Here is a 25,389-nt window from a genome sequence, read left to right as displayed (position 1 = left end):
ACAGATCGACGTAAAAAAGGCCACTGCGCTTCAACTGAAACGCAGTGGCCTTTTTGCATGGCTCGCGACCGCAATCCGCAGCAACGGCTATATCGGCACGCCTTGATCGGCGACAAGCCTGCGCGGCTCGAGCCTGTATACTGCGCCCCTAGTCTTGAACACTGAGGTCGCTGCATGCCATCCGTTATTTCCACCGACGTGCTGATTGTCGGCGCCGGAGTCGCCGGCCTCTGGCTGAACGCCCGCCTGCGTCGCCAGGGCTTTTCCACTGTGCTGGTGGAGAGCGCCAGCCTCGGCGGCGGACAAAGCGTCAAGTCTCAGGGAATCATTCACGGCGGCGCCAAATATGCCCTGCACGGCGCCCTGACCGGCGCCTCGGAAGCCATCGCCGACATGCCGCGCCGCTGGCGCGAGGCCCTGGCCGGCAACGGCGAACTGGACCTGTCCGGTGTGCGCCTGCTGTCCGAGGCCCATTATCTGTGGTCCCCCGGCACCCTGGCCGGCAACCTCACCAGCTTTTTCGCCAGCAAGGCCGTGCGCGGCCGCGTCGATCAGGTCAAGGGCGACCAGTTGCCGCCAGCCCTGCAGGACCGTCGCTTCAAGGGCAAGGTCTATCGCCTGGCCGAGTTGGTGGTGGACGTGCCGAGCCTGATCGGGCGGCTGGCCGAACTGGGTGGCGATAGCCTGCTGGCCGGGCAGAAGATCGAGCCCGTGCTGGAAAACGGGCAATTGGTGGGCCTGCGGGTCGACGAGCGGGAAATCCGCGCGCAACGCATCGTCCTCAGCGCTGGCGCCGGCAATGCCGAGCTGCTGAGCAGCCTCGGCCTGAGCCAGCCGGCCATGCAACGCCGGCCGCTGCACATGGTGATCGTCAAGGGCCCGAGCCTGAAACCGCTGTACGCCCACTGCCTGGGCGGCGGGCCGAAGCCGCGCATCACCGTGACCACCCACCCGGCGGCCGACGGCCAATGGGTCTGGTACCTCGGCGGCGACATCGCCGAAGCCGAGGGCGTGGCTCGCGAGCCGGCGGCGCAGATTGCCGCCGCCCAGAAAGAACTTGGCAACCTGTTGCCATGGGTCGACCTCAGCCAGGCGCAATGGGCCACCCTGCGAGTGGATCGGGCCGAGCCCGCGCAATCGGGCCTGACCCGTCCGGACAACGCCTTCCTCGCCGAGCAGGACCGTCTGCTGGTCGGCTGGCCGACCAAGCTAGCCCTGGCCCCGGACTTCGCCGACCGGGTGTTCGCCGCCCTCGAGCGCGACGGTATCAAGCCAGGCCCCGCAGCCCCGTTGCCGGTGCTGCCGAAACCCGCCATTGCCCAACCGGCGTGGGAGCAACTGCTGCCATGAGCCAAGCGACCCTGCACGACCTGCATCGCCCCTTCGGCAGCACCGGACTGCTGGTGTCCCCACTGGGCCTGGGCACCGTGAAGCTCGGACGCGACCAAGGGGTGAAGTACCCCAACGGCTTCCAGATTCCGGATGACACCGAAGCCCGCATGTTGCTCAAGCTGACCCGCGACCTGGGCATCAACCTGATCGACACCGCGCCGGCCTATGGTCGCAGCGAGGAGCGCCTGGGCCCGCTGCTACGCGGACAACGCCAGGACTGGGTGATTGTCAGCAAGGTCGGCGAAGAATTCGAAAACGGCCTGTCGCGCCACGACTTCAGCGCAGCGCATACCCGCTTGTCGGTGGAGCGCAGCCTGCAACGCCTGGAAACCGACTTCATCGACCTGGTGCTGGTGCATTCCGACGGCAATGATCTGCACATCCTCGAGCAGTGCGAGGTGTACCAGACGCTCGCCGAGCTCAAGCAGGAAGGCAAGATCCGTGGCTTCGGCCTCTCCGGGAAAACCGTCGCAGGGGGCCTCAAGGCCCTGGAGCAAGGCGACTGCGCCATGGTTACCTACAATCTGAACGAACAGAACGAGAGAGCCGTCATCGATTACGCCGCGGCCCATGGCAAGGGTATTCTGGTGAAAAAAGCCCTGGCCAGTGGCCATGTTTGCCTGAGCCCGGGTGTCGACCCGGTGCGCGCCAGCTTTGAACTGCTGTTCGACCAGCCGGGCGTCGCCAGTGCTATTGTCGGAACCATCAATCCGTTACACCTGGCCCATAATGTTGCCACTGTCGCGCAGGTGTTGCGCAAAAACTGATGCCGCCCACGCGGCCGACCCCGACGCAAGAAGGAGCCGACATGCCGCGTACGCTCATAAGAAAGAACCCCAGCAACTTCAAGACGCTGCCCCTGTTCGTCGAAGCGACGCCCGAAGGCCTCAGCTACCAGAGCGTCGGCATGCCGCTGAACTTTGCGCAGACCCTGCAGCGTAGGCGTCCGGTCACGGTGGCCAATGCCGAACGCTTCGCCCTGGAACTGGCCAACCTCGGCGTCTCGGTACGCCTGACCCTGCATTGGCAGAACCGCGACTATTGGGTGCTGGTCCGCCAGCGCCGGCAGGACCGCGGCGATGTGGTGCTCAAGCTGATTTCCGGCTACGTCCCGGCCCACGAACTGAACCTGCCGCTGCATACCGCCATCCAGGAAATCGCCGAGGAATGCCTGCTGGAAACCCCGGAAGGCTGGCTCGGCGGGCGCTTCAACGACACCTGGCTGCCGGCGCCTTACTCGGCGGCCCTGCATTATCGCGAAGCCCTGCCCTTTCGCCTGACACCGCTGTCGGGCGCGGCACGCCCGGTGCGCTGCGCCAACCTGCATCTGCTGGAACGGCCGCGGGCTTATGTGCATCTGCCCACCGCGTCGCTGCAGCTGATTTATGACCTGCGCCTGGACGTGCCGAAAGAAGCCAAGTCCCTGAGCCTGTTCCATGTCGACGAACGCCTGGAAGGCGACCAACTGGTGGCGCGCCTGGATCGCAAGCGCCCGGACCTGTACCTGATGCCGCTCAAGGACGGGCAGCCGTGCGCCGAGCTCTATACCTTGAAGAAGGATCAGCTGCACCCGGCGAGTACTCGCGGCCTGTATCTGGCCGAAAGCTTCGCCCAGCAGCAAGGCTGGCTGGTGCGTGACGAACGGATTCGCTGGAAGGACTGGCTGAAGCAGCAGGGATTGAGCGTGCCGGAGAAGGACTCCAAGCTCCAGCGTCTTACCGGCAAGGCGCGGCAGATATTGCGCAAGATCGTCCCGGCCAAGGCCAGCCGGCAACGTTGATTGCCAATCCGCCCACTCCGGGTTTCGCAGGAGCGGGCAGATTGGCGAGCAGCATCATTCGGTCTTGCGGATCTTCTCGACTATGGCCGTGGTGGAACTGTTCTCCACCAGCCCCAGCACCTTCACCGTGCCGCCATAAGCCTTGACGATATCGGCGCCGACCACCTGGTCGACCGAGTAGTCCCCGCCTTTGACCAGCACATCCGGCTTGACCTGGGCCAGCAGGTTTTCCGGCGTGCCCTCGGGGAAACTGATGACCCAGTCCACCGCGCCCAGACCGGCCAGTACCGCCATGCGCCGGTCGACGCTGTTGATCGGACGACCAGGCCCTTTCAGGCGACTGACCGAGGCATCGTCGTTGATCGCCACAATCAGGCGATCGCCTTGGGCCCGCGCCTGCTCAAGGTAGGTCACATGGCCGGCATGGAGGATGTCGAAGCAGCCGTTGGTGAAGACGATCTTCTCTTTGTGCGCACGCGCATCGTCGATCGCCAGCAGCAGCTGGTCGAGGCTCAGCACACCGCGCTCGGAACCCTCTTCACGCTGGATCGCGCGACGCAGCTCCGGTGCGCTGATGGCCGCGGTACCCAGCTTGCCGACCACGATGCCGGCAGCCAGGTTGGCCAGGGCTACCGCGTGCGGCAGTTCTTCGCCCGCCGCGATCGCCGCCGCCAGGGTGGAAATCACCGTATCGCCGGCACCGGTGACGTCGAACACTTCACGAGCGCGGGCCGGCAAATGCAGCGCCGGGTGATCGGGACGCAACAGGGTCATGCCGTGTTCGCCACGGGTCACCAGCAAGGCGCCCAGCTCCAGGTCGTGCATCAGCTTCGCGCCTTTGCTGACCAGGTCGTGCTCGTCGACGCAACCGCCGACTATGGTTTCGAACTCGCTGAGGTTCGGGGTGATCAGGCTGGCGCCGCGATAAATCGAAAAGTCCTTGCCTTTCGGGTCCGCCAGCACCGGGATGCCACGGGCACGCGCGGCCTGGATCAGCGCCTGATGGTTTTTCAGGGCACCCTTGCCGTAGTCGGACAACACCAGCACCTTGATGCCGTCCAGCAACTGGTCGACTTCAGCACCCAACTTTAGGGCGTCGGTGGCGAAGGGTTCTTCGAAATCGATACGCAGCAGTTGCTGGTGCCGGCTCATGACCCGCAGCTTGACGATGGTCGGCTGATGGGCAATGCGCTGGAACAAGGCGCGTACGCCTGCGCCCTCAAGACTGTTGGAGAGACTGTTGGCAGCCTCGTCGTCACCGGTGACGCCAACCAGCGAGGCCGGTGCGCCGAGCGCGGCAATGTTCAAGGCAACGTTCGCGGCACCGCCCGGGCGGTCCTCGATTTGCTCGACCTTGACTACCGGTACCGGCGCCTCAGGGGAAATCCGTGAGGTACCACCATGCCAGTAACGGTCGAGCATGACATCGCCGACCACCAAGACAGGGGCTTGATCGAATCGCGGCATGGACAACTTCATGGAGCAACCCACATACAAAATGAACAGGGGCGCGATATTAACACAGGGTGAACGCTGCCTAGTTCTACCGCTGCACGAGTATTCGCGATCGCCCCAAACTGTTCATTTATTGAGCAAAAGCGCCATGAGCCGGTCTGTCGCGCAGGCCAGCCCGACCGTTTCGGTATCGATCTCGCAGTCGGGATAAAGCGGTGCTTCGTAGGGGCTGTCGAGCCCGGTGAAGTCCCGGATACGCCCTTCGCTCGCCGCCCGATACAGACCCTTGGGGTCGCGCCGGGCACAGGCAGCGAACGATGTACTCACGTACACCTCGAGAAATTCGTCCACCGCGAACAAGGCCCGGGCAGCAGCACGCTCCGCGCGAAACGGTGAAATCGCCGAGACGATCACGATCAACCCCGCCTCCACCATCAACCTCGCCACCTCGGCCAGGCGCCGGATGTTCTCCTTGCGCGCCTCGGCGCCCATGCCCAGGTCACGACACAGGCCGCCGCGCACGTTGTCGCCATCGAGGACGAAGGTATGCAGGCCCTGCCCGCTCAACCGCAACTCCAGCAGGTTGGCCAGGGTCGATTTGCCGGCGCCGGACAAACCGGTCAGCCAGAGGCAACACGGACGCTGCCGCTTGAGCGCCGCCCGCTCGGCAGCGGTCAGGGACAGGCTGCAGGGGCGGATATCCGCTTGCGGGCAATGCGGCGACAAGGGTTCATTCATAGCCAAGCATCTCGTAGTCGCGCTGGTACGCCCGACGCACCAGCCGTCGGGTGCGCACAGAGCAGAAGTCCCGGGCAGGCGCCTGGTGCCGCTGCCGCGATTCGTTGAGGTGCGGCAGGGCCCTGCTCACCCCCAGATGCTCGCTGAGCAACTGATAATCTCGCTGCAGGTGCTCCTGATAACCGATGAAGTCCATGTCCAGGCGCCCCATGGAGTCCACCAGGAAGTCGGTCTGCGGGGCGAAGTGCAGTTGCTTGTGGATATTTTCCGGATGCAGCCAGCGGCCGACAAAATCGTCGAAATCGCGATAGTGGCTGACCAGCCGCTGGGCGGCCTGGTCGCGGCGACTGAGTTCGTTGCCACGCAGGAAGGCATAGGCCGAATAGGCCCGCTCCAGGGGATCGCGGACCACGGCGAACTTGAAACTGCTGGCGAACTGCTGGGGAAACTGTTGCTCGTACCAGTACAGGGGCAGGTGGCCCGGCGTCCAGCCGTCGAACAATGCCGAACACAGGCTGCTGCCCGCGCACTTTGGCACATGGATGAACACACAACCGTGCTGACGGAACGGCGCCGGAAAACGGACGTTGGCTGACATGGCCTTGTTCACCACCTGCCGGTCCACCACAGACAGGCGCCCAAGCAAAAACGCCCGTTGCGACTTGGGTAATAACTTCCACAGATAACGTTGCAGCATTCCAGTACCCGCGCGACGGGGTTGGCCCCCTCGATTCAGTCGACGATTGAGGCTGGAACCATAACAAGCGCGAGACGCTGAATTATTTAGGCTTGGTCAAGACTGTAAGGGGCGGGATACAAAGACCGGCCGGCGCATTGCACGCCGGGGCCGTTCCAGGGTGGGCAGTGCCCACCCTGGAGTTGGGTCAGGCAATGCCTTCGGACGCGGGCTCGTCCAGGCCCATGGCATGCAGGCGCGAGTAATAGCCGTTCTGCGCCAGCAGGTCGACATGGGTACCGCGCTCGACAATCCGCCCCTGGTCCATGACCAGAATCAGGTCGGCCTTCTCGATGGTCGACAGGCGGTGCGCGATCACCAGAGTGGTACGGCCCTTCATCACCTTGTCCAGGGCCGCCTGTATATGCCGCTCGGACTCGGTATCCAGGGCCGAGGTGGCCTCGTCGAGAATCAGCAGCGGCGCATTCTTCAACAGGGCCCGGGCAATCGCCAGACGCTGGCGCTGGCCGCCGGAGAGCAGCACGCCGTTCTCGCCGACCTGGGTGTCCAGGCCTTCGGGCAGTTGCGAAATGAAGTCCATGGCATAGGCATCCGCCGCCGCCTTCTCGATATCTTCCCGCGGTGCCCCGGCCAGGTCGCCATAGGCGATGTTGGCGGCCACGCTGTCGTTGAACAGGGTCACATGCTGGGTCACCTGGGCCACATGCCGACGCAGGTTGCGCAGACGGTAATCCTCGATCTCCACGTCATCGAGGAAAATCTGCCCCGTTTCGTGGTGATAGAAGCGCGGAATCAGGCTGGCCAGGGTCGACTTGCCGCTACCGGAGCGACCGACCAGCGCGATCATCTGACCGGGAGCCGCGGAGAAGCTGATGTCCTTCAGCACTTCGCGCTCGGTGCCCGGATAGGTAAAGCTCAGGTTGCGCACGTCGAGGCGCCCCTCGATACGCTCACGCTCGACCTGGCCCCGATCGACTTCAGGCTCGACGTCCAACTGCTCGAAGATGCTTTCCGCGCCCGCCACGCCTTTCTGGATGGTCGAACTGACTTCCGAGAGCTGGCGAATCGGCTTGGGCAACAGGCCCGCCGCGGTGATATAGGCCACCAGGTCGCCCGCGGTAGCATCGCCACGCAGGAACAGCACCAGGAACATCAGCACCGCCATGGCGGAGTAGATCACCAACTGCAACATCGGCGTGTAGACCGCGCCGGTCTTGGTCATGCGCAGCTGTTTGTCGGTGTTGCTCTGGCTGGCGTCGACGAAACGCTGCTGCTCATAGCTTTCGCCGCCGAAGCTGCGAACCACGCGATAGCCTTGAATGGTCTCGGAAGCCACATGGGTCACATCGCCCATCGCTACCTGGATCTTCTTGCTCTGCTTGCGGAATTTCTTGCTGGTACTGCCGACCATGATCGCAATCAACGGCAGGATCGCCAGCATCACCAGGGTCAGCTTCCAGTTCATCCACAACAGGTAGATGAACAGGAACACCACCGTCAGGCCTTCGCGAATCACCACCTTGATGGCGTCGGTGGCGGCACCGGTGACCATGGTGACGTTGAAGGTGATGCGGGAAATCAGATGCCCGGAGTTATGGGTATCGAAATAGCGGTTCGGCAGGACCAGCAGCTTGTTGAACAGCTCGACCCGCAGGTCATGTACCAGACCCAGGGAAACCTTCGCCAGGTAGTAGTTGCCGAGGAAGGAGCCGAGCCCCTGCCAGGCCGCGATCAGGATGATCAGCAGCGGCACCGCCATCAATAGCTGCAAGTCGCGCAGATAGGGGACGTTGGGGAAGAGCACCGCTTCGGGATTGCTCAAACCGTCGACGAAATATTTGAGAATGCCCGCCAGCATCGGCTGGGTGGAAGCAAATATCACGAAGCCCACGATACTCAGCAGGAAAATGCCTATGTAGGGTTTTACATACCCCAACAGCCGGAAATAGATTTTCAGGCTGGAATCCTGTTCCGCTTTGGGCGGTGCTTCACTCATCGTCGAGCTCACTGTTTAGGAGGAACGCGGGATTTTATCACAGCCTGTGTGACCGCCCCGTGCCCAGACCAAAACAGTGGCCAAACCGATCGGCAGCCAACTGATGAACCATTCGGCGCGAGGGGTTCCGGTCAGGCTGGCGGCATCGAACTGCATGGCCAGGAAGGAGAACAGCCAGATCCCGATAACGCCTCGGCCATAAAGCGTTTCGCGGGCGCGCCAGGCTTCGCGCAGGACGGCAAACCAGGCCACGATCCAGAGCAGCAGCCCGGGGACTCCCAGTTCAATGGCAATGTGGGTGAATAGGTTGTGGGCGTGATCGAACGAAAACCCTTCAGCCGATACGTTATAGCTCGAGCCCAGACCAAGACCTGTCCATGGGTGCTCGGCGATCATCTGCAGGCTGGCCATCAGGATCTGCGGGCGAAAGGAAACACCACGCGCCAGGACCAAGGGTTCGAGAAACCAGAACGCCAACATCGCCAGCAGCAATGCCGCTGCCGCGAAAATTCGACTGGCCCGGTCGCGACACCAGATCGGCATCGCCAGCACGGTCAGGAACAGGGCCAGGGCAGCACCGCGACTCTGACACAGTACGACAAACCCACCGAGCACTGCCAACGCCACCAGCCATACGGCTTGAAGGCCGCGAGTACGCGGCACCCAGTGCAGCAGCCAGATGGCGGTCAGACCGATGACATACCCCCCCAGGATCGGATGCGCCAGCTCCCCCAACCCTACAAGGCGCGCCCACCAGACATTTCCGTTGATCCAGTAGAACTGGATGATGGCCATCAGTGCTGTCACCGCCAGCCCCAGCCCACCCCACTGCATGACGCGGATCACCCGCTCAGGCCGGGCATTGGCAAAAATCGGGAAAAACAGCAGGAACACCGCGATGTATAGCAGGCGCTTGGCCTCGCGCGACGGGTCCGGCGCCTGGGTCCACAACAGACTGATCAGGCCCCATATCGCCAACCCCAGCAATGCCAGGCCAAGCCAGCGCTGGGCATGCCACCATTCGACCAGACGCTCACGCGCGGACCAGGCCAGAATCATCGCCGGCAGCCACAAAAATGCCACCAGCCCCTGTTGGTAGAGCTTGTTGGTGGGCGCTAGTGCAATGGCCAGCAAAAACCATAGCAACCCGATTGTCATCCATACTTGCGCCCAACGTGTGGCCTGCATCTATACACTCCTAAATGGTTCACCAGCCAACCCGGCATGGTTAAAACAACAACTTTTCGGCATCATTGCCCGCCACTGTGCCCGCCACTTCGACAAGGCTTCCTACGATGCAATGCTCCCGGCTTCCCCAAGCCACTTTGAATCAGATGATTGAAGGCGCCAGAATTCTGGAGGCCGACAGTTACGGCCCAAAAGTCTACCTGTTGCAGGATGGGAATATTCTGAAACTGTTCCGGCGCAAGCGTCTTTTTTCATCCGCCCTGTTTCGGCCCTATTCGAGGCGCTTCATCGACAACGCCGCACGCCTGGAACAACTCGGCGTTCCCACGCTGCAGGTTCTGGACTTCTACCGCCTGGAACAACCCGGCATGACCGCGGTGCTCTACCAACCGCTGCCAGGCGAAACCCTGCGCCAGGTCGCCAGCAAGGAAGGCTTCGACTGGCAACAGTCCTTGCCGGCGTTGGTTGAGCTGATTCGTAGCCTGCATAGCTCAGGGATTTACTTTCGCTCGCTGCACCTGGGCAACATCGTCATTACCCCGGATAACCGCTTCGGCCTGATCGATGTGGCCGACATGCGCTTTTTCCGCGGACCGTTGCCGCGCCATCTGGTCAAACGCAACCTGCAACACTTCGCCCGCTATATTGCCCGGGAGAAGCTGAACGGAAGCTTTCCGATACAAGCGCTGGAGCAGGCCCTACTCTCGGCATGACAGCAGGGTGGTGGCGGCCTGGCTGAAGCGCTGCCAGGCCATGTCAGGGGCCAGCGCAGCATACTGATCCGCCGCGATGCTCTGGGCGGGCAGGCCGAGGGCCTGAAGAATGGTCTCCTGCCAGGCGTCGATGTCATTCACCGGTGCATAACGCCCGGTTCCAGCCAATTGCTCACGGAACACTGGCAAATCGCTGGTCAATACCGGCACACCAGACATTACTGCTTCCTGCAGGATCAGCCCCAGGCCCTCGTCCAGCGACGGGATGGCCACCCAGTCGAATGCCTTGTAAAGCATCGCCGCATGCTTCAGATGTCCAGGCAGCAAAACCCTGTCCTGCAGGCCCAGCAGGTTGATGCGGGCCTCGAGCGTTGTGCGATTCGAGCCCTCGCCGATAATCACCAGACGCATCTCCGGCCGGCTCGCCAGGGCCTTGGCGAAGGCCTCCAGCAGGCAAGCAAAACCTTTATCGTCCACCAGACGCCCGACCGCGCCGAATACCGGAACATCATCTGCAGGCAAGCCGAGGGTAGCTCGTGCCTCGGCACGCGGTAGCAGTCTTGCGTTGAACTCGTGCGGATCGAATGCGCTGCGCAAGGCCGTCACCGGCATCTGCAAATCGTATTCGAGGGATGAAGCCAGGGTCTGCGAAACGGCCGCGAGGGTCAGTTGCGAGGCGGGGAACTGCCGGAACAGCTGCTGATCCTTGCGATGCAAGCGCGTGGAGCCATGGATCACCACCACCGCACGCATGTGCGGCAATGACTTGAGGACCGGTAGCAAGGTACGCGCTACCCCCAGGCCATCGAGCAACAGCACCTGGGCATCACTCTCTTGCAGCGCCTTGCGAAAGCGAGCCCGCAGCCAGGGCTTGAGCAAGCGCCAGAAATGCTTGCCCTTCAGACGCGCCGACGACAGGTTCCACTCCCGGCACTCACCCACTTCGGCAACGCATCCGGTGGACGGGCCTTGCAACAGCCAGGTCTTGACCACAGTGCCTGGCTCGGACTGAGAGAGGATCTGCTGGTGAACCTTGTGAACGGAGGCAAACGCACTGCCGCCTGCCCACATGACGTTGAGAATGCTCATTGGGCAGATAGCCCTTTCGCGGTATTCGGGAAAGTGAAACCGGTAGAACTAATTGATAAACCAGCCAATACCGACTCCAACCAACAGGACTAAAACCAGCTTGATTTGCTCACGACGACTACGCCGAGCCTTACGCTGCCGCTCGGCGGCAGTCTCCACATGCAGACCGAAGCCTGTATGCAACACCGCGTCACCTTCCAGAGTGACAGCTGTCAGGTTCAGCTCAGCATAGCGCTTGGACAGCGCCTTCTCGCCGCCGTGCCCGGCAAAAGGCGCACACAGTCGATATTCCGCCATCCGGCGCAGCCCCGGGTTCAGGGAAAAGCTCTGCCACTCGGGTTTGTCGGAGATCAGCGGATAACAGGGCACACCGCCGATCAACTCGCGGGTACCCAAGTGGATGTAAGGACTATGAACTCGCAGGTCATGAGCATAACTGCGCAACCAGACCTGCAGGATGTCCGGGCGCTGCTCGAGAATTGCTTTCGAATCCTCGACAAAACCCGGGCGATAGAACTCCCAGTCGTCTTCGCAATGGAAGATATAGGAGGTCTTGACCTGCTCGTAGGCGAGGTCGATCGACGCCAACTGTCCGAGCTTCGGCCGGTTGACGAAGAAGGTACAGTGATCCCTCCAATGGGCGGGCACCGCCGTGCGCACCCGCTCGTCGCCAGCATCTTCGGTGATGAAGACTTCGCGGATCGGCGCACTGTTGAAGCGGTCGAAACTCTCCAGCGTGAGCTTGAGCAGGTCCAGACGACCGCAACTGGTGACCACCAGCGTGATGTCACTCTCTTGACTAAACTGCACTTGATTCTCACCTACGACAAAGTGCCATCACTATTCAGGGCTCAGTGATCGCTGTCAAACACCCAGCTTCGAGCGTACGCGCTCGATAACGCTCAAGGGTGCACGAGGCCGCAATGCGGGCTGAAGTTCCTCGACAATACGCTGACCGATACGGGCGAAGCTGAACTGAGAGACCGCCAGATCGCGGCCGTTTCGCGCGATGCTCTGCGCCAGGGCCGGATCGGCGCGCAGCATGGCGAGCTTTTCCTGCAATTGCGGGATGTTCTGATAAAAGACCACGTTGTGCAGGTCCTGCAAGCCCAGCGCACGGTTTTCCGCCTCACCCTGGTCGAATGCCAGCAACACGCAGCCACAGGCCATGGCCTCGAAGTTCTTGATCATGTATTCGCCCATGCCGACGTCGGCACTGACGAAAAAGCGGATGCGATTGAGCGTGTCGCAATACTCTTCGCCCGACTTGGTCCGCGTCACCACCAAGGGTTCGACCTGACCGAGTTCGTCGAGCAGCGCCTTGCGCCCGCTGTAGGCCACGCTGTTGGTGCTGCCGACGAATGCCAGTTCGATATCCCGCTCGCGGTCCTGATCCTGCAGCAGGGTCTGGTCGTAGCCCTTGGGCACGAATACCGCGTCGAAACCTTCCTGGCGCAAGCGCTCGCTGACCATGAACCCCGAACTGATCACCCGTGCCCACGGCAGGCGGCGGTAATGGGCGCTGAACTTGCCGGTGTACTTGCAGGGAATGTAGTTCTGGTAGGCGTCGTGCTCGAGGATCACCAGGTTGGGAATGCTGCGGATGAAACTCGCCTGACGGATTTCCTGCTTGAAACGCAGGAAGAACACGATGCGGTCGTAGCGCGATACATCCACCTCACGGCGGAAATAGCCACGCAGGTTGCGCTGCTCGTCACTGCTCAACCACCGCAGGTCGCATTCACAATAAGCGGCAACGCCTTCGTACAGACGGTCCAGAATGGCCCGCTGTTCTTTCTGCACCAGAAATAGAACCTTCATCATCTTCCTTGCAGCCGTGAGCAACCGGACAAAAGAGCGAAACTACCCTGGCCGACAGGCAAAAGGGTGTCATGCAATATCAATTTACAAACGCCAGAACAGCTCATGCCGGCGTACCGCCTTGCGGAAAAACTCGTTCTCGCCATAAGGCGAACCGGCACGACCGGCCAGCACCCGCTGCAGGACCCGGCGCAGGCGGCGCTTGAACGGCGCTCGCGGCTGCAGGTCGTGCATCATGCCCAGGGCCATCGCCTTGTCGCGTTGCTGTTCGGTCGACAGCGGCAAGCTGCAGGGCCTGAGTACCTGGGCCGGGTCGAACACCGGCGGCAGGGCGATGCCCGTCCCCGAATCGCCCATCGGCCAGCGGTCGTTGTCATGCAAGTGGTTGGCATAACCGAGCAAGGTGGTCGGCTGCCACTCCAGCCCCTGCAACGCCTCCAATACCGCCTGCTGGGCGCAGATATGGTCCGGGTGCGGGTCGAGTGTAGGATGCGGCAGCACTATCACCTCGGGACGGGCCTTGAGCAGCAGCGCCCGCAGGTCGGCCAAGAGGTTGTTCCAGGTCGGCGCGCCATCGACATCCGCCGGCAGGGGGAACGGATTGAACTGGCGGAACAGGCGGATATCCGACAGCTCGGCCTCGCGGGACGCCACAGGCCGATTCGGCGCCGCTTGCATCGCCGGCAGTTGCAGGCAGAAATACCCCAGCTGCACACAACGTTCCTCGGCAACCCCGGCCCAGCGCGGCACCGCGATGCTGTCCCAAGCCCGCAGCCGGCCCTTGATCCGCGCCGCATCGGCGCCGTTCATGCCCATCTGCCGGTAATGCTCGGCCTCGATCTCGCCAGCAGTCAGCGTGACGATCCAGGCTTCGTCGGCCTGGCTATACAGGCCAAAGGCGGCCAGTTCGGCGTCGTCGGCATGGGGGGCGATGACCATCACCCGCTGGTGGCGATAGTCCGGCTCACGGAACACCGACAACAGCGGCTCGCCCTGCACCCGGCAGAAACGTCCGCGCAGTTGCAGCTCGCCGCTGGCCAGAGGCCGCGCCAGCCCGCTGAGATTGAGGTAACGCAAGCCGTTCACGCCGCGCTCGAACGTCTGCCGATCCTGCCCCGCCAAGGAGACGGAGGGGTCGAAAAAGCGCCCTAGCCAGGTGCTGCTGACCTTTACCGCGAGGATCAGGGTTTCATCCCCCGCCAGATCGATCGCCTGGTCCAGCACCAGCCGCTGCTTGTCCAGATGGACCTTGGGCTGCTCGGTGCCGAACGGAAAGCTGTACTGATAATCGTCCCGAGGCGAATAGAACAGGTGGTCGGCGAACCAGGCTTCATGGGCCACCCAGGCCAGCACCGCGAGCAGCAGCGGCAACCACCAGGCCATCAGCACACCGACAGCCACCAACAGCAGCAGGCCGATCAGCAGGCCCAGGCGCTTCTGCCGACGATGGCGTTTGAGCAACTGTTGCTTGCGACTCGGTGGCTGATTCATACCCTGAACACCGGAACGGGGTTGCACCAGCGATCCTTGTACTCGCGATCGGCGCGACCGAAGGAGAAACGCAGCGGCTTGTCGATGGCCCGCGCCTGCTCCCAGGCACTTTGCGTGTTGAGGAAGCTCAACACGCTGCCGGGGCTGAAATCACGGGTTTCAGGATCGACGCCACCGTTGATGTATTCGACGCTGATCCACTCCGGCGCTTCGACCCGGTACACCAGCTGAATGGCAATCGGGGCATCGTTGAGGAAAATCACCGAGCCGATCAGCAACTCGCGCAGCAACTCGATGACTTCGGCCATGCGCTCGGCGCCGGTGGCCGGAAAACCCCAGCGCCGCTGGAACAGATCGCAGTATATGGCCGCCAGATCCTGGCTGGAGAACTCACTGACCGGGCGCGCCACGCCGCCCGCCTCTTCCAGCAGGCGCAGTTCGCGGCGCTGGTTGTAGCGAAACTTCTTCGACAGTTCTTCAGGCGTGCGGGCCATGGCCAACTGCTCGGCCTGAGGCTTGAGGCTGCTGAAACGGCCCTGGTTCAAAACCGACAGATAACGGCCGCGATGGCGCAGCGGGGCCTGGGTCTCAGGCGCGGCCGGCAGGATTAGCTCGGCGTTGCCCAGGTCGAACAGGCCTTTCTTGCCACGACGCTTGAGCACGTCCTTGGACAACGCCAGGTCGCGCCCCCAGGTCGGGATCGCCGCCTGCAGTTCGCCAGCTTGTTCCCAGCCCAGGTAGCGGACCGGAATGCCCGCCAGGTTCGCCAGGCGCTCCACCACCAGCGGATGGGTGGCGACGCTGCCGCCAAAACGCTGCCAGGCGGCGGCATAAGTCGAGGCGTCGACGACCGACCAGCCACGCTCGCGCCAGCCTTGGAATCGATTGAGCATCAGGGCCTCGCGGTCAGATCGGTAACTTGCGGCAGACGCCAGAAGGCATCGCGTACGGCGCGGTCGGAGAATCGCTCGCGCAGGCGCTCGAACATCAGCTCGGCGCACAGCAGGTGCTGGTTCTCGTCCATCCCGGCCAAATGTTGCAGGCCCTGGGCCATATGCTCGGCATCGCCCAACGGAAACAGGATGCCGACGCCTTCGACCACTTCCTTGGCCCCGCCACACGCCGTCGCCAGCAGTGGCACGCCAGCGGCCATGGCCTCCAGCAGCACCATGCCGAATGGCTCGTGATCGGAACTCAGGGCAAAGGCATCGAAAGCACGGAAGTAACGCCGGGCTTCTGTGACCTGGCCGAGGAACAGCACGCGGTCGGCAATGCCCAGCTCGCGGGAAAGGTCCTTGAGGTTCTGCTCCAGGCGCCCGCTGCCGAGAATCGCCAGTTGGCTTTCCCGAGGCAGCCCCGGCAAGGCCGCGGCAAACCCGCGCAACAGGGTGGCCTGGTCCTTGTCCGGGTGCAGACGCCCGACATTGCCGACGATCCAGGCGGAAGACGACAGCCCCAGTTCCTGGCGCGCTTCGGCCTTGGGCAGCTGGGTAGCCTGCAAGGCTTCGACGTCGATCCGGTTGTACAGCGTCTGGATCCGCGCCGCCGGCCACTGCGGCAGGCAGCCGCGCATGTCGTCGCGCACCGCGTCGGACACGCCGAGCAGGCTCAGGCGCTTGCGGAACAGGTTGGCAAACAGACGGCGACTGCCGCGCTGGTAATCGCCGAAAGCGTGATGCACACCGATCACCGGCAACGAGGTACCCAGCAATGCGATGTAGATCGGCTTGAAACGGTGGGCGATGCAGAAGCTGAAGTTGCGCGACGCGGCGATTTTGCGCAGATCGCGTATCGCCCCCAGCTTCAGCCCACGAATGGCCTTGGAGCTGTATTCCATGAACAGCACTTCGTCGCTGGCGCAGGCATCGGCCACCTCGGCATCGGCAACCCCGGTGAGGAACACCGTGGTCACGCGATAGCCGCTGCCCGCGAACAGGCTGGCGTATTGCCGGGCACAGTCCAGGAACGGCCCGTCATAGCCGTGGCAGAACTGCAGGACGTGGCGCTCAGCCGAGCGTGTCATAAGGATCCACGCCGTCTTTGACCACCAGGATGTCTTCCATGATCAGGTACTGCAGATCGGAGCCGAAGAACATGTTCAGGGCGTCGGTCGGCGAGCAGATCATCGGCTCGCCACGGCGGTTGAGCGAAGTGTTCAGCGACACGCCGTTGCCGGTCAGGACTTCCAGGGCCTTCATCATGTCGTAGTAGCGCGGGTTGTATTCGCGCTTGAGCACCTGGGCCCGGGAGGTGCCGTCTTCGTGGACCACTTCCGGCACGCGGGTCTTCCACTCTTCCGCCACTTCGAAGGTGAAGGTCATGAACGGCGCCGGGTGATCGACCTTGATCATCTGCGGACCGACGGTGTCCAGCATCGACGGGCAGAAAGGCCTCCAGCGCTCGCGGAACTTGATCTGTTCGTTGATGCGGTCGGCCACGCCGGTTGCGCTCGGGCACCCGATGATCGAACGACCGCCCAGGGCGCGCGGACCGAACTCCATGCGACCCTGGAACCAGGCCACCGGGTTGCCGTCGACCATGATCTTGGCGATACGCTCGGGGGTGTTGTCGATCTGGCGCCAGGCCGGTTTGTTCGGGTGACGGGCACAGGCGGCGATCACGTCTTCGTTGCTGTAGGACGGGCCGAGATAGACGTGTTCCATCTTCTCCACCGGCACGCCGCGAGCGTGGGAAACATAGGCCGCGGCACCGACCGCGGTACCGGCGTCGCCGGATGCCGGCTGCACGAACAGCTCTTTGACTTCCGGACGGGCAATGATCTTCTGGTTCAGCTTGACGTTCAGCGCACAGCCGCCGGCGAAGGCCAGCTTGCCGGTTTCCTTGAGGATGTCGCCCAGGTAGTGGTCGATCATCTGCAACGCCAGCTTCTCGAACAGCGCCTGCATGCTGGCCGCGTAGTGGATGTACGGCTCGTCGGCGATATCGCCTTCGCGCTTCGGACCCAGCCACTCGATCAGCTTCGGCGAGAAGTAGAAGCCCTTGCCCTTCTCTTTATAGCGGCGCAGGCCGATGACGTTGGCGTAATCGGTGTTGATCACCAGTTCGCCGTTTTCAAAGCTGGCCAGGCGGGAGAAGTCGTATTTGCTGGCATCGCCGTACGGCGCCATGCCCATGACCTTGAACTCGCCGTCGAGCATTTCGAAGCCGAGGAACTCGGTGATCGCGCCATACAGGCCGCCCAGGGAGTCCGGGTCGTAGAATTCCTTGATCTTGTGGATCTTGCCGTTTTCGCCGTAGCCGAAGAAAGTCGTGGCGTACTCGCCCTTGCCGTCGATCCCGAGGATCGCGGTTTTCTCCTTGAAGCCGGAGCAGTGGTAGGCGCTGGAAGCATGGGCCAGGTGGTGCTCGACCGGCTCGATCTTGATCTTCTTCGGATCGAAGCCCAGTTGTTCGAGGCACCAGACGATCTTGTTGCGATAACGCTTGTAGCGACGGTTGCCCATCAGGATCGCGTCGAGGGCGCGGTCCGGGGCGTACCAGTAACGCTTGGCGTAGTGCCAGCGAGCCTTGCCGAACAGGCTGATCGGTGCGAACGGAATCGCTACCACGTCAACGTCGGAGGGCTTGATGCCGGCCTGTTCCAGGCAGAACTTCGCCGATTCGTAGGGCATGCGGTTCTTTGCATGTTTATCGCGTACGAAGCGCTCTTCTTCAGCAGCCGCCACCAGCTTGCCGTCGATATACAGCGCTGCGGAAGGATCATGGCTAAGGGCGCCGGACAGGCCAAGAATCGTCAATGCCACAGGGGTCTAGCCTCTTAAGTCTGCATGCAGGCGACGTGCGCCTGGAATTAATGTGCTCCCCGCCACGGGCGAGAAACAGCTAAAGGGCGGGATTATAGCGTAAACCTGCCGCGGGATGATCCTCGGCATTCGTCGCCGATGCCGCAGGTCGCGGCAGCGGCTACAGGCCTCAGCCCACGGACGATTCGGCGGTTTTAGGCAGGCGCTGGTCGATGACCTGATACAGCGCGCTGCTCTGCGGCCAGTTACGCATGAAGCGCGCACGGTCGCGGGCGTAGGCCGGGGCGAAGCTGCCGAGGCTGTGGTGCTGGCACATGGAGTCCAGGTCGATCAGCGCCCAGCGGTCCTGTTGCCAGAACAGGTTGTGCCCCTTGAAGTCGCCATGGCTGATGCGTTCGCGGATCAACTCGGCAAACAGCCGGTCCAGCGCCTGCAACTCGGCCTCTGGAGCCGCGCCGCTGTCGATATAGGGCGCGAAGCGCTCGATGATATCCGGCCCGGTCAGGCACTCGGTCACCAGGTAGGCCCGGCTGCGCAGCCAGAGGAAACGCTTCTCCAGCAAGGCCAGCGGCTTGGGCGTGGCAATGCCGAGGAATGCCAGGCGATTGCCTTCCTGCCACGAATGCCAGGCCCGGCTGGGGCGCCAGAAGCGCTTGAGCCAATGGGCAAAACCCTTGATGTTGTAGCGCTTGACCACCAGGGTGCGGCCCGCCACTTCGACCCGGCCGACGCTGGCGGCGCCACCGGTCTTGTATAGATGCCCTTGATCGAGCAGCGCGTCGGCCTGCTCCAGCACCGGCAACATCGCCGCCTCTTCCTCGCGTCGAATCGCCCGCAAGGCGAAGGGGCCGCGCAGCACACTGAACAGGGTGCACTCGCGACCGACCTTGTTGAGAAAGTCCTTCAAGCGCCAGCTGCGCACCTTGTCCACCTGCTTCTGCAAGGCCTCCAGCGGCAAGGCATGCTCGGCATTGTTCAGCAGGTAATGCACCAGCAGCTCTTCGGTGAAGGACTCCAGGCTCTTGGGCAACTGGGCGAAAAACACCCCGAGATTTTCCAGGACCTTCTGCCGGGACAGCGGTTTGCCCGCCTGCTCCACGCAGATCCCGGCGCCATCGATCAGATACAGCTTGCCCTGATGACGCAGCAGGTTGTCCAGATGCAGGTCTTCCTGCCACAGGCCCTTGCTGTGCAATTCGGCGATGGCGGCCAGGGCTTCGGCGAGTACCGCCTGCTGTTCATCGGCCAGCGCCGGCAACGACTCCACCTGTTTCCAGGCATCGCCCAGGCTCTCGGAGCCTTCCAGGAACTCGAACAACAGCCAGCCGCCCTCGCCTTCCTTCAGGCCGTCGGCCAGCAACAGCGGCGTGGTCATGCCCTGCTCTTCCAGCAAGCGCACGCCTTGCAGCTCACGCTGGAAATGCCGCGCCGCCTTGGCGCCCACCAGCAACTTGGCCAGCACTGGACGCCCGCGCCAGACACCGGCGCCGACGTAGCGCTGCCCAGGCAGTACCCGCAGCAGGCTGAGCAACTGCAGCGTGGCCGGTCCGGCAGCGTCGGCCAGCTCCAGGCTCAACGGCAGGCTTGGCGCGCGGCCGGCCCGTTCAAGTTCGGACAAGCGCATCAGCGAGTCTCCTTGTGGCTGCGGCGTGCACTCAGGCGGTTCAGCCAGGCATCGACCAGCGAGCTGTCCTGAGGCTGATCCAGATAGGTCGCGAGCAAGGCGCGCACCTCGTTCTCGCTCCAGACCGGGGCGCGACGCAACAGCGGCTCCAGGTCCTTGACCCGGTCACGCTGGCCGAACAGCAGCGGACGGGTCTTCTCCAGGTCGATCAATTGCGCCTGGTAACCGTCGCCGGTGGCCCGCAGAAAAATATGCTTGGGATAAAAACAGCCGTGCACCTGGCGCACCGCGTGCAGCTGGCGCGCCAGCAGGCCACAGGCCCGCAGGATCGCCGCGTGCTGGTCCGGGCTGAGCTGCGCCCACTGCTCCAGCAGCGAGTCCAGGTCGTTCCAGCCGTCCAGCGCCCGGGTCAGCAGGATCGCCCGGATTTCGCCAGCCACCTTGCGCTCGCCAAAGAAGGCCGCCTGCAGCGCCGGAATGCCCAACTGCTGGTAGCGGCTGATATTGCGAAACTCGCGGGCGAAGCTCGGTTCGCCAAAAGGCCGGTGCAAGGTCCGCGTCAGGTAGTTGCTCTGGCGCTTGAGGTAGTAGCCGTGGCCTTCCAGGTCGAGGCGATACACGCTGCTCCAACCCCCACCGTCGGTATTGGGCTCGTCCACTGCCTCAAGCTGCTTGGCCCACAACGCGTCGAAGCTGTCGAGGCCGTGGCGCTCCAGCAACGCACGGTCCTGAGCCGCCAGGAAATCGGTCATTCGCGTCCCTCGAAAAATCTCAGCACATGCCGGATACGGCATTTGTCCGCGGCATTCAGCCGGGTGCGCTGGCGGTACTGCAAATAGAAGCGCAGGCGCTGGGTAGCCGACAAATGATACTTGGCCACCTTGTCCAGGCACGCCAGGTCCTTGGTGATCCGGTACTTGAGCCAGAAACCGCGCCAGAAATCGCCATTGGGGCAATCGATCAGGTACAGCCGGACATCGTCGTCGATCAGCAGGTTGCGCCACTTCAGGTCGTTATGGGTGAAGCGGTGCTCATGCATGATCCGCGTGCAGCGCGCCAGTTGCTGGCTAACCCGGTCCACCCAGGCACGGTCGGCCAGCAGCGGATCGTTGCGCTCGGCCAGGACCGACAGGTCTTCGGTATGCGGCAGCTCACGGGTGATCATCGCCCCGCGGTCGTAGGCCAGGCCACGGCGCTCCAGGCCCCAGGCCACCACCTCCGCCGTGGGAATGCCCCACTTGGCGAAACGCTTGAGGTTCTGCCACTCGGACTTGACCCGCGGCTTGCCCAGATAACGCCGCAGGTTCTTGCCGGCGCCGGTGTAGCGCTTGACGTAATAGTTGATGCCGTTGCGCTCGACACGGATCACCTCCGACAGCGGGTCGCGGGTCAGGTGTTCGCCTTTGAGGGCAAAGACCGCATCCAGGCTGCCAAAGTCCTGCGCCAGCTCCCGATACCCAGGTTCAAGGTTCCAACCCGCCATCAGAGCGCATCTCCGTACCGCTGCTTGCGTGCGTACAGCTTGTTGGCCTTGCCCTCCAGCCAGGTCAGCAACGCCGCCTCGTCGCTCAGGACCTGCCGCAGCGGCTGCTGGAAATAGCCCTTGAGGAAACGCAGCTTGTCGCGCCGGGTCAGACCGATATCCAGGGCCGAGAAATACAGCGCCGCCAGATCCTTGTCGCGCCAGCGCCGGGTGATGGCCGGGCGGGTCTGGGCGCGGTGCAGGTCGATCACCGAGAGCTTGAAGTCATCGGGTGTCACCGGCTTGTCGGTGTGCAGCAGGAAGTGGCAGATGTAGCAATCGCGATGGTTGACCCCGGCGCGGTGCATCATGCCGGTCATGCGCGCCACTTCGGCGATCAGCGCGCGCTTGAGCCTGGGCTGCGGCGGCTGCTTGACCCAGTCGATGCTGAAGTCTTCGAGGCTGACGGTCGGCGCCAGCTCTTCGGTGACGATAAACGAATGCTGGTTGGCCGGGTTGCTGCCGCGCTCGCCATAGGCCACGGCGGTCATGGTCGGCACGCCGGCTTCCTGCAGGCGCTGGATGGCCTGCCATTCCTGGCCCGCGCCGAGCACCGGCAGCTTGGCGGTGAGCAGGTTCTTGAAGATCTCGCCCCAACCGATACCGCGGTGAATCTTTACGAAGAACCCTTCGCCAGCCACCTCGGTACGCAAGGTACGGCGGGCTTCCAGTTCACGGTAGACCTGGCCGTCCAGACGCTCGACTTCGGCGAACGCATCGCGTCCGACCCAAAGGGTCTTGAACGGTTCGGCAAGAATCAACTTCATCAGTGCTGCTCCGCCAGAATCACATCCGCAGCGTGCTGCGGCATGCTATAGAGGTCGGCCGTCTCGGCGAACGCCAGGCCGTTACGGCTCCAGGTCGCGCGTGCAGCGTCGTCGGTCAACATGGTGTTCAGGTATTGATTGAGCTGTCCTTGCTCCAATGGCTCGTCCAGCACCAGGCCGCTGTCGGCCTCGGCGATGTAATGGGCATAACCGCAGACCGCGCTGACCAGCACCGGCAAGCCGGCCACCAGCGCTTCCAGCAACACGGTGCCGGTGTTTTCGTTGTACGCCGGGTGGATCAACAGGTCGGCGCCCAACAGGAAACGCGGGATATCACTGCGCCCCTTGAGGAACTGCACATGCTCGCCCAGGCCCAATGCGGCGCTCTGCAATTGGAATACTTTGGGGTCGTCCTGGCCAATTACAAATAGCCGGGTGCGTTTCTTCAGTTCCGGCGGCAATGCGGCCACGGCCTTGAGGCTGCGATCCACGCCCTTGGTCTTGAACCCGGAACCGATCTGCACCAGCAGCAAATCGTCGTCTTTCAGGGCGAACTCGCGACGGAACTCGGCGCGGATCTCGGCCGCGTTGGCCGGCGCGCGACGGTCCTGGGCGATACCTGGCGGCAGCAGATGGAAACGCTCCACCGGGGTGTCGTAATGCTTGATGAACAGCGGCTGCTGGACCTCGGAAATCATCAGCACTTCGGTCTTCGCGTCCCGGGCGAACACCGCCCGCTCGTATTCGGCGAAGTGCCGGTAGCGGCCCCAACGACGGTACAGCGAATGGCGCAGGTTCTGCGCCTTGTCTTCGAAGCAGCCGTCGGCGGCGTAATACACGTCCAGCCCGGGCATCTTGTTGAAGCCGATCAGGCGGTCCACCGGGCGCTTGGCCAGGTCGGCCTCCATCCAGGCACTGAGTTTCTCGTTACGGCGATGGTTGAAGAACGCCTTGACCGGCGCCACCAGCACTTCGAAACCCGGCGGCACATCGCCTTCCCAGATCAGCGTATAGACGCGGATCTGGTGCCCGCGTTTCTGGCACTCCAGGGCGATGCGCATGAAGTCCCGCTGCAGGCCGCCGAACGGGAAGTATTTATAAAGGACAAAAGCCAATTGCATCAGCGCAGCTCCTCAGCCAGTAACAACCTGCTCAGCCGGCTGGCGACACGCTCAGGATTCAGACGCGTGAAGCACAACGGCCACTCGCGTTTCAGGTCGAACCGCCGCTGATCTTCAGCCGTCGGTTGATAGGTGCATTTTTTCTGCAGGCATGGCGCGCAAGGGAAGTCGCTGGCCATATGGATCTGCGCCTTGCCATAGGCACCGGTCAGCCCTGGGTTGGTCGGGCCGAACAGGGAAATGGTCGGCACATCCAGCGCCGCGGCGAGATGGCCCAGCCCGGTATCCACCGCGACGCAGGCCTGGGCTTGCGCCAGCACCTTGGCGACACCCGCCAGGTTCAGCTTCGGCAGCACCGTGGCGTTGCCCAGGCCCTTGGCAATACGCTCGGCCCGAGCCTTCTCCGCCGGGTTGCCCCAGGGCAGCTTGACCTCGACGCCCAGCTGGCCCATGCGCTCGGCCAGCTCACGCCAGTAGGCTTCCGGCCAGTGCTTGGTGTCCCAGGTGGTGCCGTGCAGGAACACCACGAACGGCTTGGGCCGCGGCAACTCCACCAGTTTCTCGACGCTCAGGCCGTAATCGCCCAGCCCCTGGGGCAAGTCATAACCCAGGGCCACGGCGAACAGCTGGCGCACCCGCTCCACGGCATGCTGGCCGCGGGCGACGGCCAGGCGCCGCGAGTAGAAATGAGCCGCCAGGGGCTCGCGCGCGGACTGTTTGTCCAGGCCGGCCACCGGCGCCTTGACGTAGCGCGTCAACCAGGCGCTTTTCAGCAAGCCCTGGGCGTCGATCACCAAGTCGTATTTAGTCGCACGCATGCTCTGCTTGAAGCGTCGCCACTCGCCACTCTTGATGGTCTGCCAGATGTTCTTGCGCCAGCGGCGAATCGCCACCGGGATCACTTTATCCACAGCCGGGTGCCAGGTCGGGATTTCCGCGAAACCCTCTTCCACCACCCAGTCGAACTTGATCCCCGGAATCGCCCGCGCCGCATCGGTCAGCGCCGGCAGCGCATGGATCACGTCACCCAGGGAGGAGGTCTTGATCAACAGTACCCGCACTTACCGAACCTCGACCGCGGTGCCTTGCAACCGCTGCAAGGCCTGCTCCACCGAGTCGGGCAACAGCTGGCGCAGGCAGTTGTAATGGCCAAAGCGGCAGGTGCGATCGAAGCACGGGCTGCACTCGATGCCCAGGCGCACGACTTCGACCTGATCGGCCAGCGGCGGGGTGAAACCCGGCGACGTCGAGCCGTACACCGCCACCAGCGGGCGATTCAGCGCCGCCGCCACGTGCATCAGCCCGGAGTCGTTGGACACCACGGAATCGGCGCAGGATAGCAAGTCGATGGCCTCGGCCAAAGAAGTGCCACCGCAGAGGTTGACCGACTCTTCGCGCAGCCCCGGAATCAGCCGGGCGCGAATGTCTTCGCCGACCACGTGATCGTTCTTCGAACCGAACAGCCAGACCTGCCAGCCTTCGCGGATCTTCAGCTCGGCGACCTTGGCGTAATGCTCGGACGGCCAGCGCTTGGCTTCGCCGAACTCGGCCCCCGGACACAGCGCCAGCACCGGGCGGTCCAGGGTCAGGCCGAACTTGGCCAGCGCCGCTTCGCGGCTGGCCGGGTCGATCTGCAGGTCGGGACGCGGATACGGCTTGGGCAACTCGGCGCCAGGCTCGTAAGCCAGCGCCATGAAGCGCTCGATCATCAGCGGATAACGTTCTTTGTCCAGCGTGCGCACATCATTGAGCAGGCCGTAGCGGAACTCGCCACGCCAGCCGGTGCGTTGCGGGATGCCGGCAAAGAACGGCACCAGCGCCGACTTCAACGAGTTGGGCAGCAGGATGGCCTGGTCGTACTGGCCGGCCAGGGATTTGCCGATACGCCGGCGGGTCGCCAGCTCCAGCACGCCGTGGCCGAGCGGGAAGCTCAAGGCCCGCCGCACTTGCGGCATGCGCTCCAGGATCGGCCGGCTCCACTCGGGGGCCAGCACGTCGATCTCGCATTGAGGATGGCGTTGTTTCAGGCACTGGAAGAGTGTCTGCGCCATCACCATGTCACCGACCCAACTGGGCCCAACGATCAGAATATTCATGTGGTTTCCAAAAACGAACCGGGGAGGCTTACGCCTCCCCGCCTCGAGAATCCAGCCCTGCGGCATTCACCGCCAGCTCATTGTGGACGAGCCGCAACAGGGCTCGCCGGATACATTTGTGGCAACGCAGCGCGC

General features: G+C 63.3%; 23 protein-coding genes. 4 read left to right on the top strand and 19 right to left on the bottom strand.

The genetic code is table 11. The features are described 5' to 3' along the window. Positions 1-174 precede the first annotated feature (174 nt). From C4K38_RS02710 to C4K38_RS02700, 3 genes are read left to right on the top strand one after another with little or no spacing between them, the layout of a single operon-like run. Entirely contained in the window at positions 175-1,350 is a 1,176-nt protein-coding gene (locus C4K38_RS02710) for an NAD(P)/FAD-dependent oxidoreductase (protein ID WP_053277177.1), read from the top strand. Beyond that, positions 1,347-2,159, top strand: a complete 813-nt coding sequence (locus C4K38_RS02705) for an aldo/keto reductase (RefSeq protein WP_053277176.1) — start codon at positions 1,347-1,349, stop codon at positions 2,157-2,159. The genes C4K38_RS02710 and C4K38_RS02705 overlap by 4 nt, the downstream gene beginning before the upstream one ends. A gap of 41 nt (positions 2,160-2,200) precedes the next feature. After that, positions 2,201-3,172: a hypothetical protein gene (locus C4K38_RS02700; protein WP_053277175.1), complete on the top strand. Its 972-nt coding sequence runs from the start codon at positions 2,201-2,203 to the stop codon at positions 3,170-3,172. A 54-nt stretch (positions 3,173-3,226) separates the two neighbouring features. On the opposite strand, the gene hldE is transcribed toward C4K38_RS02700, so the two are convergent. From hldE to C4K38_RS02670, 5 genes are all read right to left on the bottom strand, one after another. After that, a complete protein-coding gene (gene hldE, locus C4K38_RS02695) occupies positions 3,227-4,651 on the bottom strand; it encodes a bifunctional D-glycero-beta-D-manno-heptose-7-phosphate kinase/D-glycero-beta-D-manno-heptose 1-phosphate adenylyltransferase HldE (RefSeq protein WP_053277174.1) in 1,425 nt (474 codons plus the stop codon). Positions 4,652-4,753: 102 nt separating this feature from the next. Continuing rightward, on the bottom strand, positions 4,754-5,365 hold the full coding sequence (cysC, locus tag C4K38_RS02685) for an adenylyl-sulfate kinase (RefSeq protein ID WP_053277173.1): 612 nt from the start codon (positions 5,363-5,365) through the stop codon (positions 4,754-4,756). After that, the gene (locus C4K38_RS02680) at positions 5,358-6,062 is read right to left on the bottom strand and encodes a sulfotransferase family 2 domain-containing protein (RefSeq protein ID WP_053277172.1); all 705 of its coding nucleotides are present in this window, start codon (positions 6,060-6,062) and stop codon (positions 5,358-5,360) included. The genes cysC and C4K38_RS02680 overlap by 8 nt, the downstream gene beginning before the upstream one ends. 187 nt (positions 6,063-6,249) lie before the next feature. After that, a complete protein-coding gene (gene msbA / locus C4K38_RS02675; RefSeq protein WP_053277171.1) occupies positions 6,250-8,058 on the bottom strand; it encodes a lipid A export permease/ATP-binding protein MsbA in 1,809 nt (602 codons plus the stop codon). 15 nt (positions 8,059-8,073) lie between these two features. Beyond that, complete coding sequence (locus C4K38_RS02670; RefSeq protein WP_053277170.1) at positions 8,074-9,246, bottom strand: O-antigen ligase family protein; 1,173 nt, start codon at positions 9,244-9,246, stop codon at positions 8,074-8,076. Between the two features lie 107 nt (positions 9,247-9,353). Between C4K38_RS02670 and C4K38_RS02665 the strand changes: the two genes are divergently transcribed. Beyond that, complete coding sequence (locus C4K38_RS02665; RefSeq protein ID WP_053277169.1) at positions 9,354-9,959, top strand: BUD32 family EKC/KEOPS complex subunit; 606 nt, start codon at positions 9,354-9,356, stop codon at positions 9,957-9,959. Here C4K38_RS02665 and C4K38_RS02660 read toward each other — a convergent pair. The 14 genes from C4K38_RS02660 to waaF all read right to left on the bottom strand — a co-directional run bounded on the left by C4K38_RS02660 (position 9,945) and on the right by waaF (position 25,254). Then, the gene (locus C4K38_RS02660) at positions 9,945-11,048 is read right to left on the bottom strand and encodes a glycosyltransferase (protein WP_053277168.1); all 1,104 of its coding nucleotides are present in this window, start codon (positions 11,046-11,048) and stop codon (positions 9,945-9,947) included. The genes C4K38_RS02665 and C4K38_RS02660 overlap by 15 nt on opposite strands. Positions 11,049-11,096: 48 nt before the next feature. Continuing rightward, positions 11,097-11,858, bottom strand: coding sequence for a hypothetical protein (locus C4K38_RS02655; protein WP_053277167.1), 762 nt, complete (start codon positions 11,856-11,858; stop codon positions 11,097-11,099). Between the two features lie 54 nt (positions 11,859-11,912). Further along, complete coding sequence (locus C4K38_RS02650) at positions 11,913-12,869, bottom strand: glycosyltransferase family protein (protein ID WP_053277166.1); 957 nt, start codon at positions 12,867-12,869, stop codon at positions 11,913-11,915. A gap of 84 nt (positions 12,870-12,953) precedes the next feature. Further along, entirely contained in the window at positions 12,954-14,360 is a 1,407-nt protein-coding gene (locus C4K38_RS02645; protein WP_053277165.1) for a PIG-L deacetylase family protein, read from the bottom strand. Further along, entirely contained in the window at positions 14,357-15,253 is an 897-nt protein-coding gene (locus C4K38_RS02640; protein WP_053277164.1) for an antimicrobial resistance protein Mig-14, read from the bottom strand. The genes C4K38_RS02645 and C4K38_RS02640 overlap by 4 nt, the downstream gene beginning before the upstream one ends. Further along, positions 15,253-16,383 (bottom strand): glycosyltransferase, encoded by a 1,131-nt coding sequence (locus tag C4K38_RS02635; RefSeq protein ID WP_053277163.1) that lies wholly within the window; start codon positions 16,381-16,383, stop codon positions 15,253-15,255. Before C4K38_RS02635 ends, C4K38_RS02640 begins: the two co-directional genes overlap by 1 nt. Further along, positions 16,367-18,124, bottom strand: a complete 1,758-nt coding sequence (locus C4K38_RS02630) for a carbamoyltransferase family protein (RefSeq protein ID WP_009041869.1) — start codon at positions 18,122-18,124, stop codon at positions 16,367-16,369. The genes C4K38_RS02635 and C4K38_RS02630 overlap by 17 nt, the downstream gene beginning before the upstream one ends. 169 nt (positions 18,125-18,293) lie before the next feature. Further along, on the bottom strand, positions 18,294-19,748 hold the full coding sequence (locus C4K38_RS02625; RefSeq protein WP_053277162.1) for a lipopolysaccharide kinase InaA family protein: 1,455 nt from the start codon (positions 19,746-19,748) through the stop codon (positions 18,294-18,296). After that, the gene (locus tag C4K38_RS02620) at positions 19,748-20,500 is read right to left on the bottom strand and encodes a lipopolysaccharide kinase InaA family protein (protein ID WP_053277161.1); all 753 of its coding nucleotides are present in this window, start codon (positions 20,498-20,500) and stop codon (positions 19,748-19,750) included. Before C4K38_RS02620 ends, C4K38_RS02625 begins: the two co-directional genes overlap by 1 nt. Next, positions 20,497-21,231: a lipopolysaccharide kinase InaA family protein gene (locus C4K38_RS02615; RefSeq protein ID WP_053277160.1), complete on the bottom strand. Its 735-nt coding sequence runs from the start codon at positions 21,229-21,231 to the stop codon at positions 20,497-20,499. The genes C4K38_RS02620 and C4K38_RS02615 overlap by 4 nt, the downstream gene beginning before the upstream one ends. Further along, complete coding sequence (gene rfaP, locus C4K38_RS02610; RefSeq protein ID WP_053277159.1) at positions 21,231-22,037, bottom strand: lipopolysaccharide core heptose(I) kinase RfaP; 807 nt, start codon at positions 22,035-22,037, stop codon at positions 21,231-21,233. The genes C4K38_RS02615 and rfaP overlap by 1 nt, the downstream gene beginning before the upstream one ends. Continuing rightward, positions 22,037-23,158 carry a glycosyltransferase family 4 protein gene (locus C4K38_RS02605; RefSeq protein ID WP_009041865.1) on the bottom strand — a complete coding sequence of 374 codons (1,122 nt, stop codon included), beginning with the start codon at positions 23,156-23,158 and terminating at the stop codon, positions 22,037-22,039. The genes rfaP and C4K38_RS02605 overlap by 1 nt, the downstream gene beginning before the upstream one ends. Continuing rightward, positions 23,158-24,219: a lipopolysaccharide heptosyltransferase I gene (waaC, locus tag C4K38_RS02600; protein WP_053277158.1), complete on the bottom strand. Its 1,062-nt coding sequence runs from the start codon at positions 24,217-24,219 to the stop codon at positions 23,158-23,160. Before waaC ends, C4K38_RS02605 begins: the two co-directional genes overlap by 1 nt. Beyond that, entirely contained in the window at positions 24,220-25,254 is a 1,035-nt protein-coding gene (gene waaF / locus C4K38_RS02595; RefSeq protein WP_053277157.1) for a lipopolysaccharide heptosyltransferase II, read from the bottom strand. Positions 25,255-25,389 lie beyond the last annotated feature (135 nt).

The organism is Pseudomonas chlororaphis subsp. piscium (assembly GCF_003850345.1).
Classification (GTDB): domain Bacteria; phylum Pseudomonadota; class Gammaproteobacteria; order Pseudomonadales; family Pseudomonadaceae; genus Aquipseudomonas; species Aquipseudomonas piscium.
This window is presented reverse-complemented; position numbering and strand designations above follow the sequence as displayed.

Bases quoted from the DNA above. Each gene is read 5' to 3' on its own strand.
- C4K38_RS02710 (WP_053277177.1), top strand. From the start codon at position 175: ATGCCATCCGTTATTTCCACCGACGTGCTGATTGTCGGCGCCGGAGTC.
- C4K38_RS02705 (WP_053277176.1), top strand. From the start codon at position 1,347: ATGAGCCAAGCGACCCTGCACGACCTGCATCGCCCCTTCGGCAGCACC.
- C4K38_RS02700 (WP_053277175.1), top strand. From the start codon at position 2,201: ATGCCGCGTACGCTCATAAGAAAGAACCCCAGCAACTTCAAGACGCTG.
- hldE (WP_053277174.1), bottom strand. From the start codon at position 4,651: ATGAAGTTGTCCATGCCGCGATTCGATCAAGCCCCTGTCTTGGTGGTC.
- cysC (WP_053277173.1), bottom strand. From the start codon at position 5,365: ATGAATGAACCCTTGTCGCCGCATTGCCCGCAAGCGGATATCCGCCCC.
- C4K38_RS02680 (WP_053277172.1), bottom strand. From the start codon at position 6,062: ATGCTGCAACGTTATCTGTGGAAGTTATTACCCAAGTCGCAACGGGCG.
- msbA (WP_053277171.1), bottom strand. From the start codon at position 8,058: ATGAGTGAAGCACCGCCCAAAGCGGAACAGGATTCCAGCCTGAAAATC.
- C4K38_RS02670 (WP_053277170.1), bottom strand. From the start codon at position 9,246: ATGCAGGCCACACGTTGGGCGCAAGTATGGATGACAATCGGGTTGCTA.
- C4K38_RS02665 (WP_053277169.1), top strand. From the start codon at position 9,354: ATGCAATGCTCCCGGCTTCCCCAAGCCACTTTGAATCAGATGATTGAA.
- C4K38_RS02660 (WP_053277168.1), bottom strand. From the start codon at position 11,048: ATGAGCATTCTCAACGTCATGTGGGCAGGCGGCAGTGCGTTTGCCTCC.
- C4K38_RS02650 (WP_053277166.1), bottom strand. From the start codon at position 12,869: ATGAAGGTTCTATTTCTGGTGCAGAAAGAACAGCGGGCCATTCTGGAC.
- C4K38_RS02645 (WP_053277165.1), bottom strand. From the start codon at position 14,360: ATGAATCAGCCACCGAGTCGCAAGCAACAGTTGCTCAAACGCCATCGT.
- C4K38_RS02640 (WP_053277164.1), bottom strand. From the start codon at position 15,253: ATGCTCAATCGATTCCAAGGCTGGCGCGAGCGTGGCTGGTCGGTCGTC.
- C4K38_RS02635 (WP_053277163.1), bottom strand. From the start codon at position 16,383: ATGACACGCTCGGCTGAGCGCCACGTCCTGCAGTTCTGCCACGGCTAT.
- C4K38_RS02625 (WP_053277162.1), bottom strand. From the start codon at position 19,748: ATGCGCTTGTCCGAACTTGAACGGGCCGGCCGCGCGCCAAGCCTGCCG.
- C4K38_RS02620 (WP_053277161.1), bottom strand. From the start codon at position 20,500: ATGACCGATTTCCTGGCGGCTCAGGACCGTGCGTTGCTGGAGCGCCAC.
- C4K38_RS02615 (WP_053277160.1), bottom strand. From the start codon at position 21,231: ATGGCGGGTTGGAACCTTGAACCTGGGTATCGGGAGCTGGCGCAGGAC.
- rfaP (WP_053277159.1), bottom strand. From the start codon at position 22,037: ATGAAGTTGATTCTTGCCGAACCGTTCAAGACCCTTTGGGTCGGACGC.
- C4K38_RS02605 (WP_009041865.1), bottom strand. From the start codon at position 23,158: ATGCAATTGGCTTTTGTCCTTTATAAATACTTCCCGTTCGGCGGCCTG.
- waaF (WP_053277157.1), bottom strand. From the start codon at position 25,254: ATGAATATTCTGATCGTTGGGCCCAGTTGGGTCGGTGACATGGTGATG.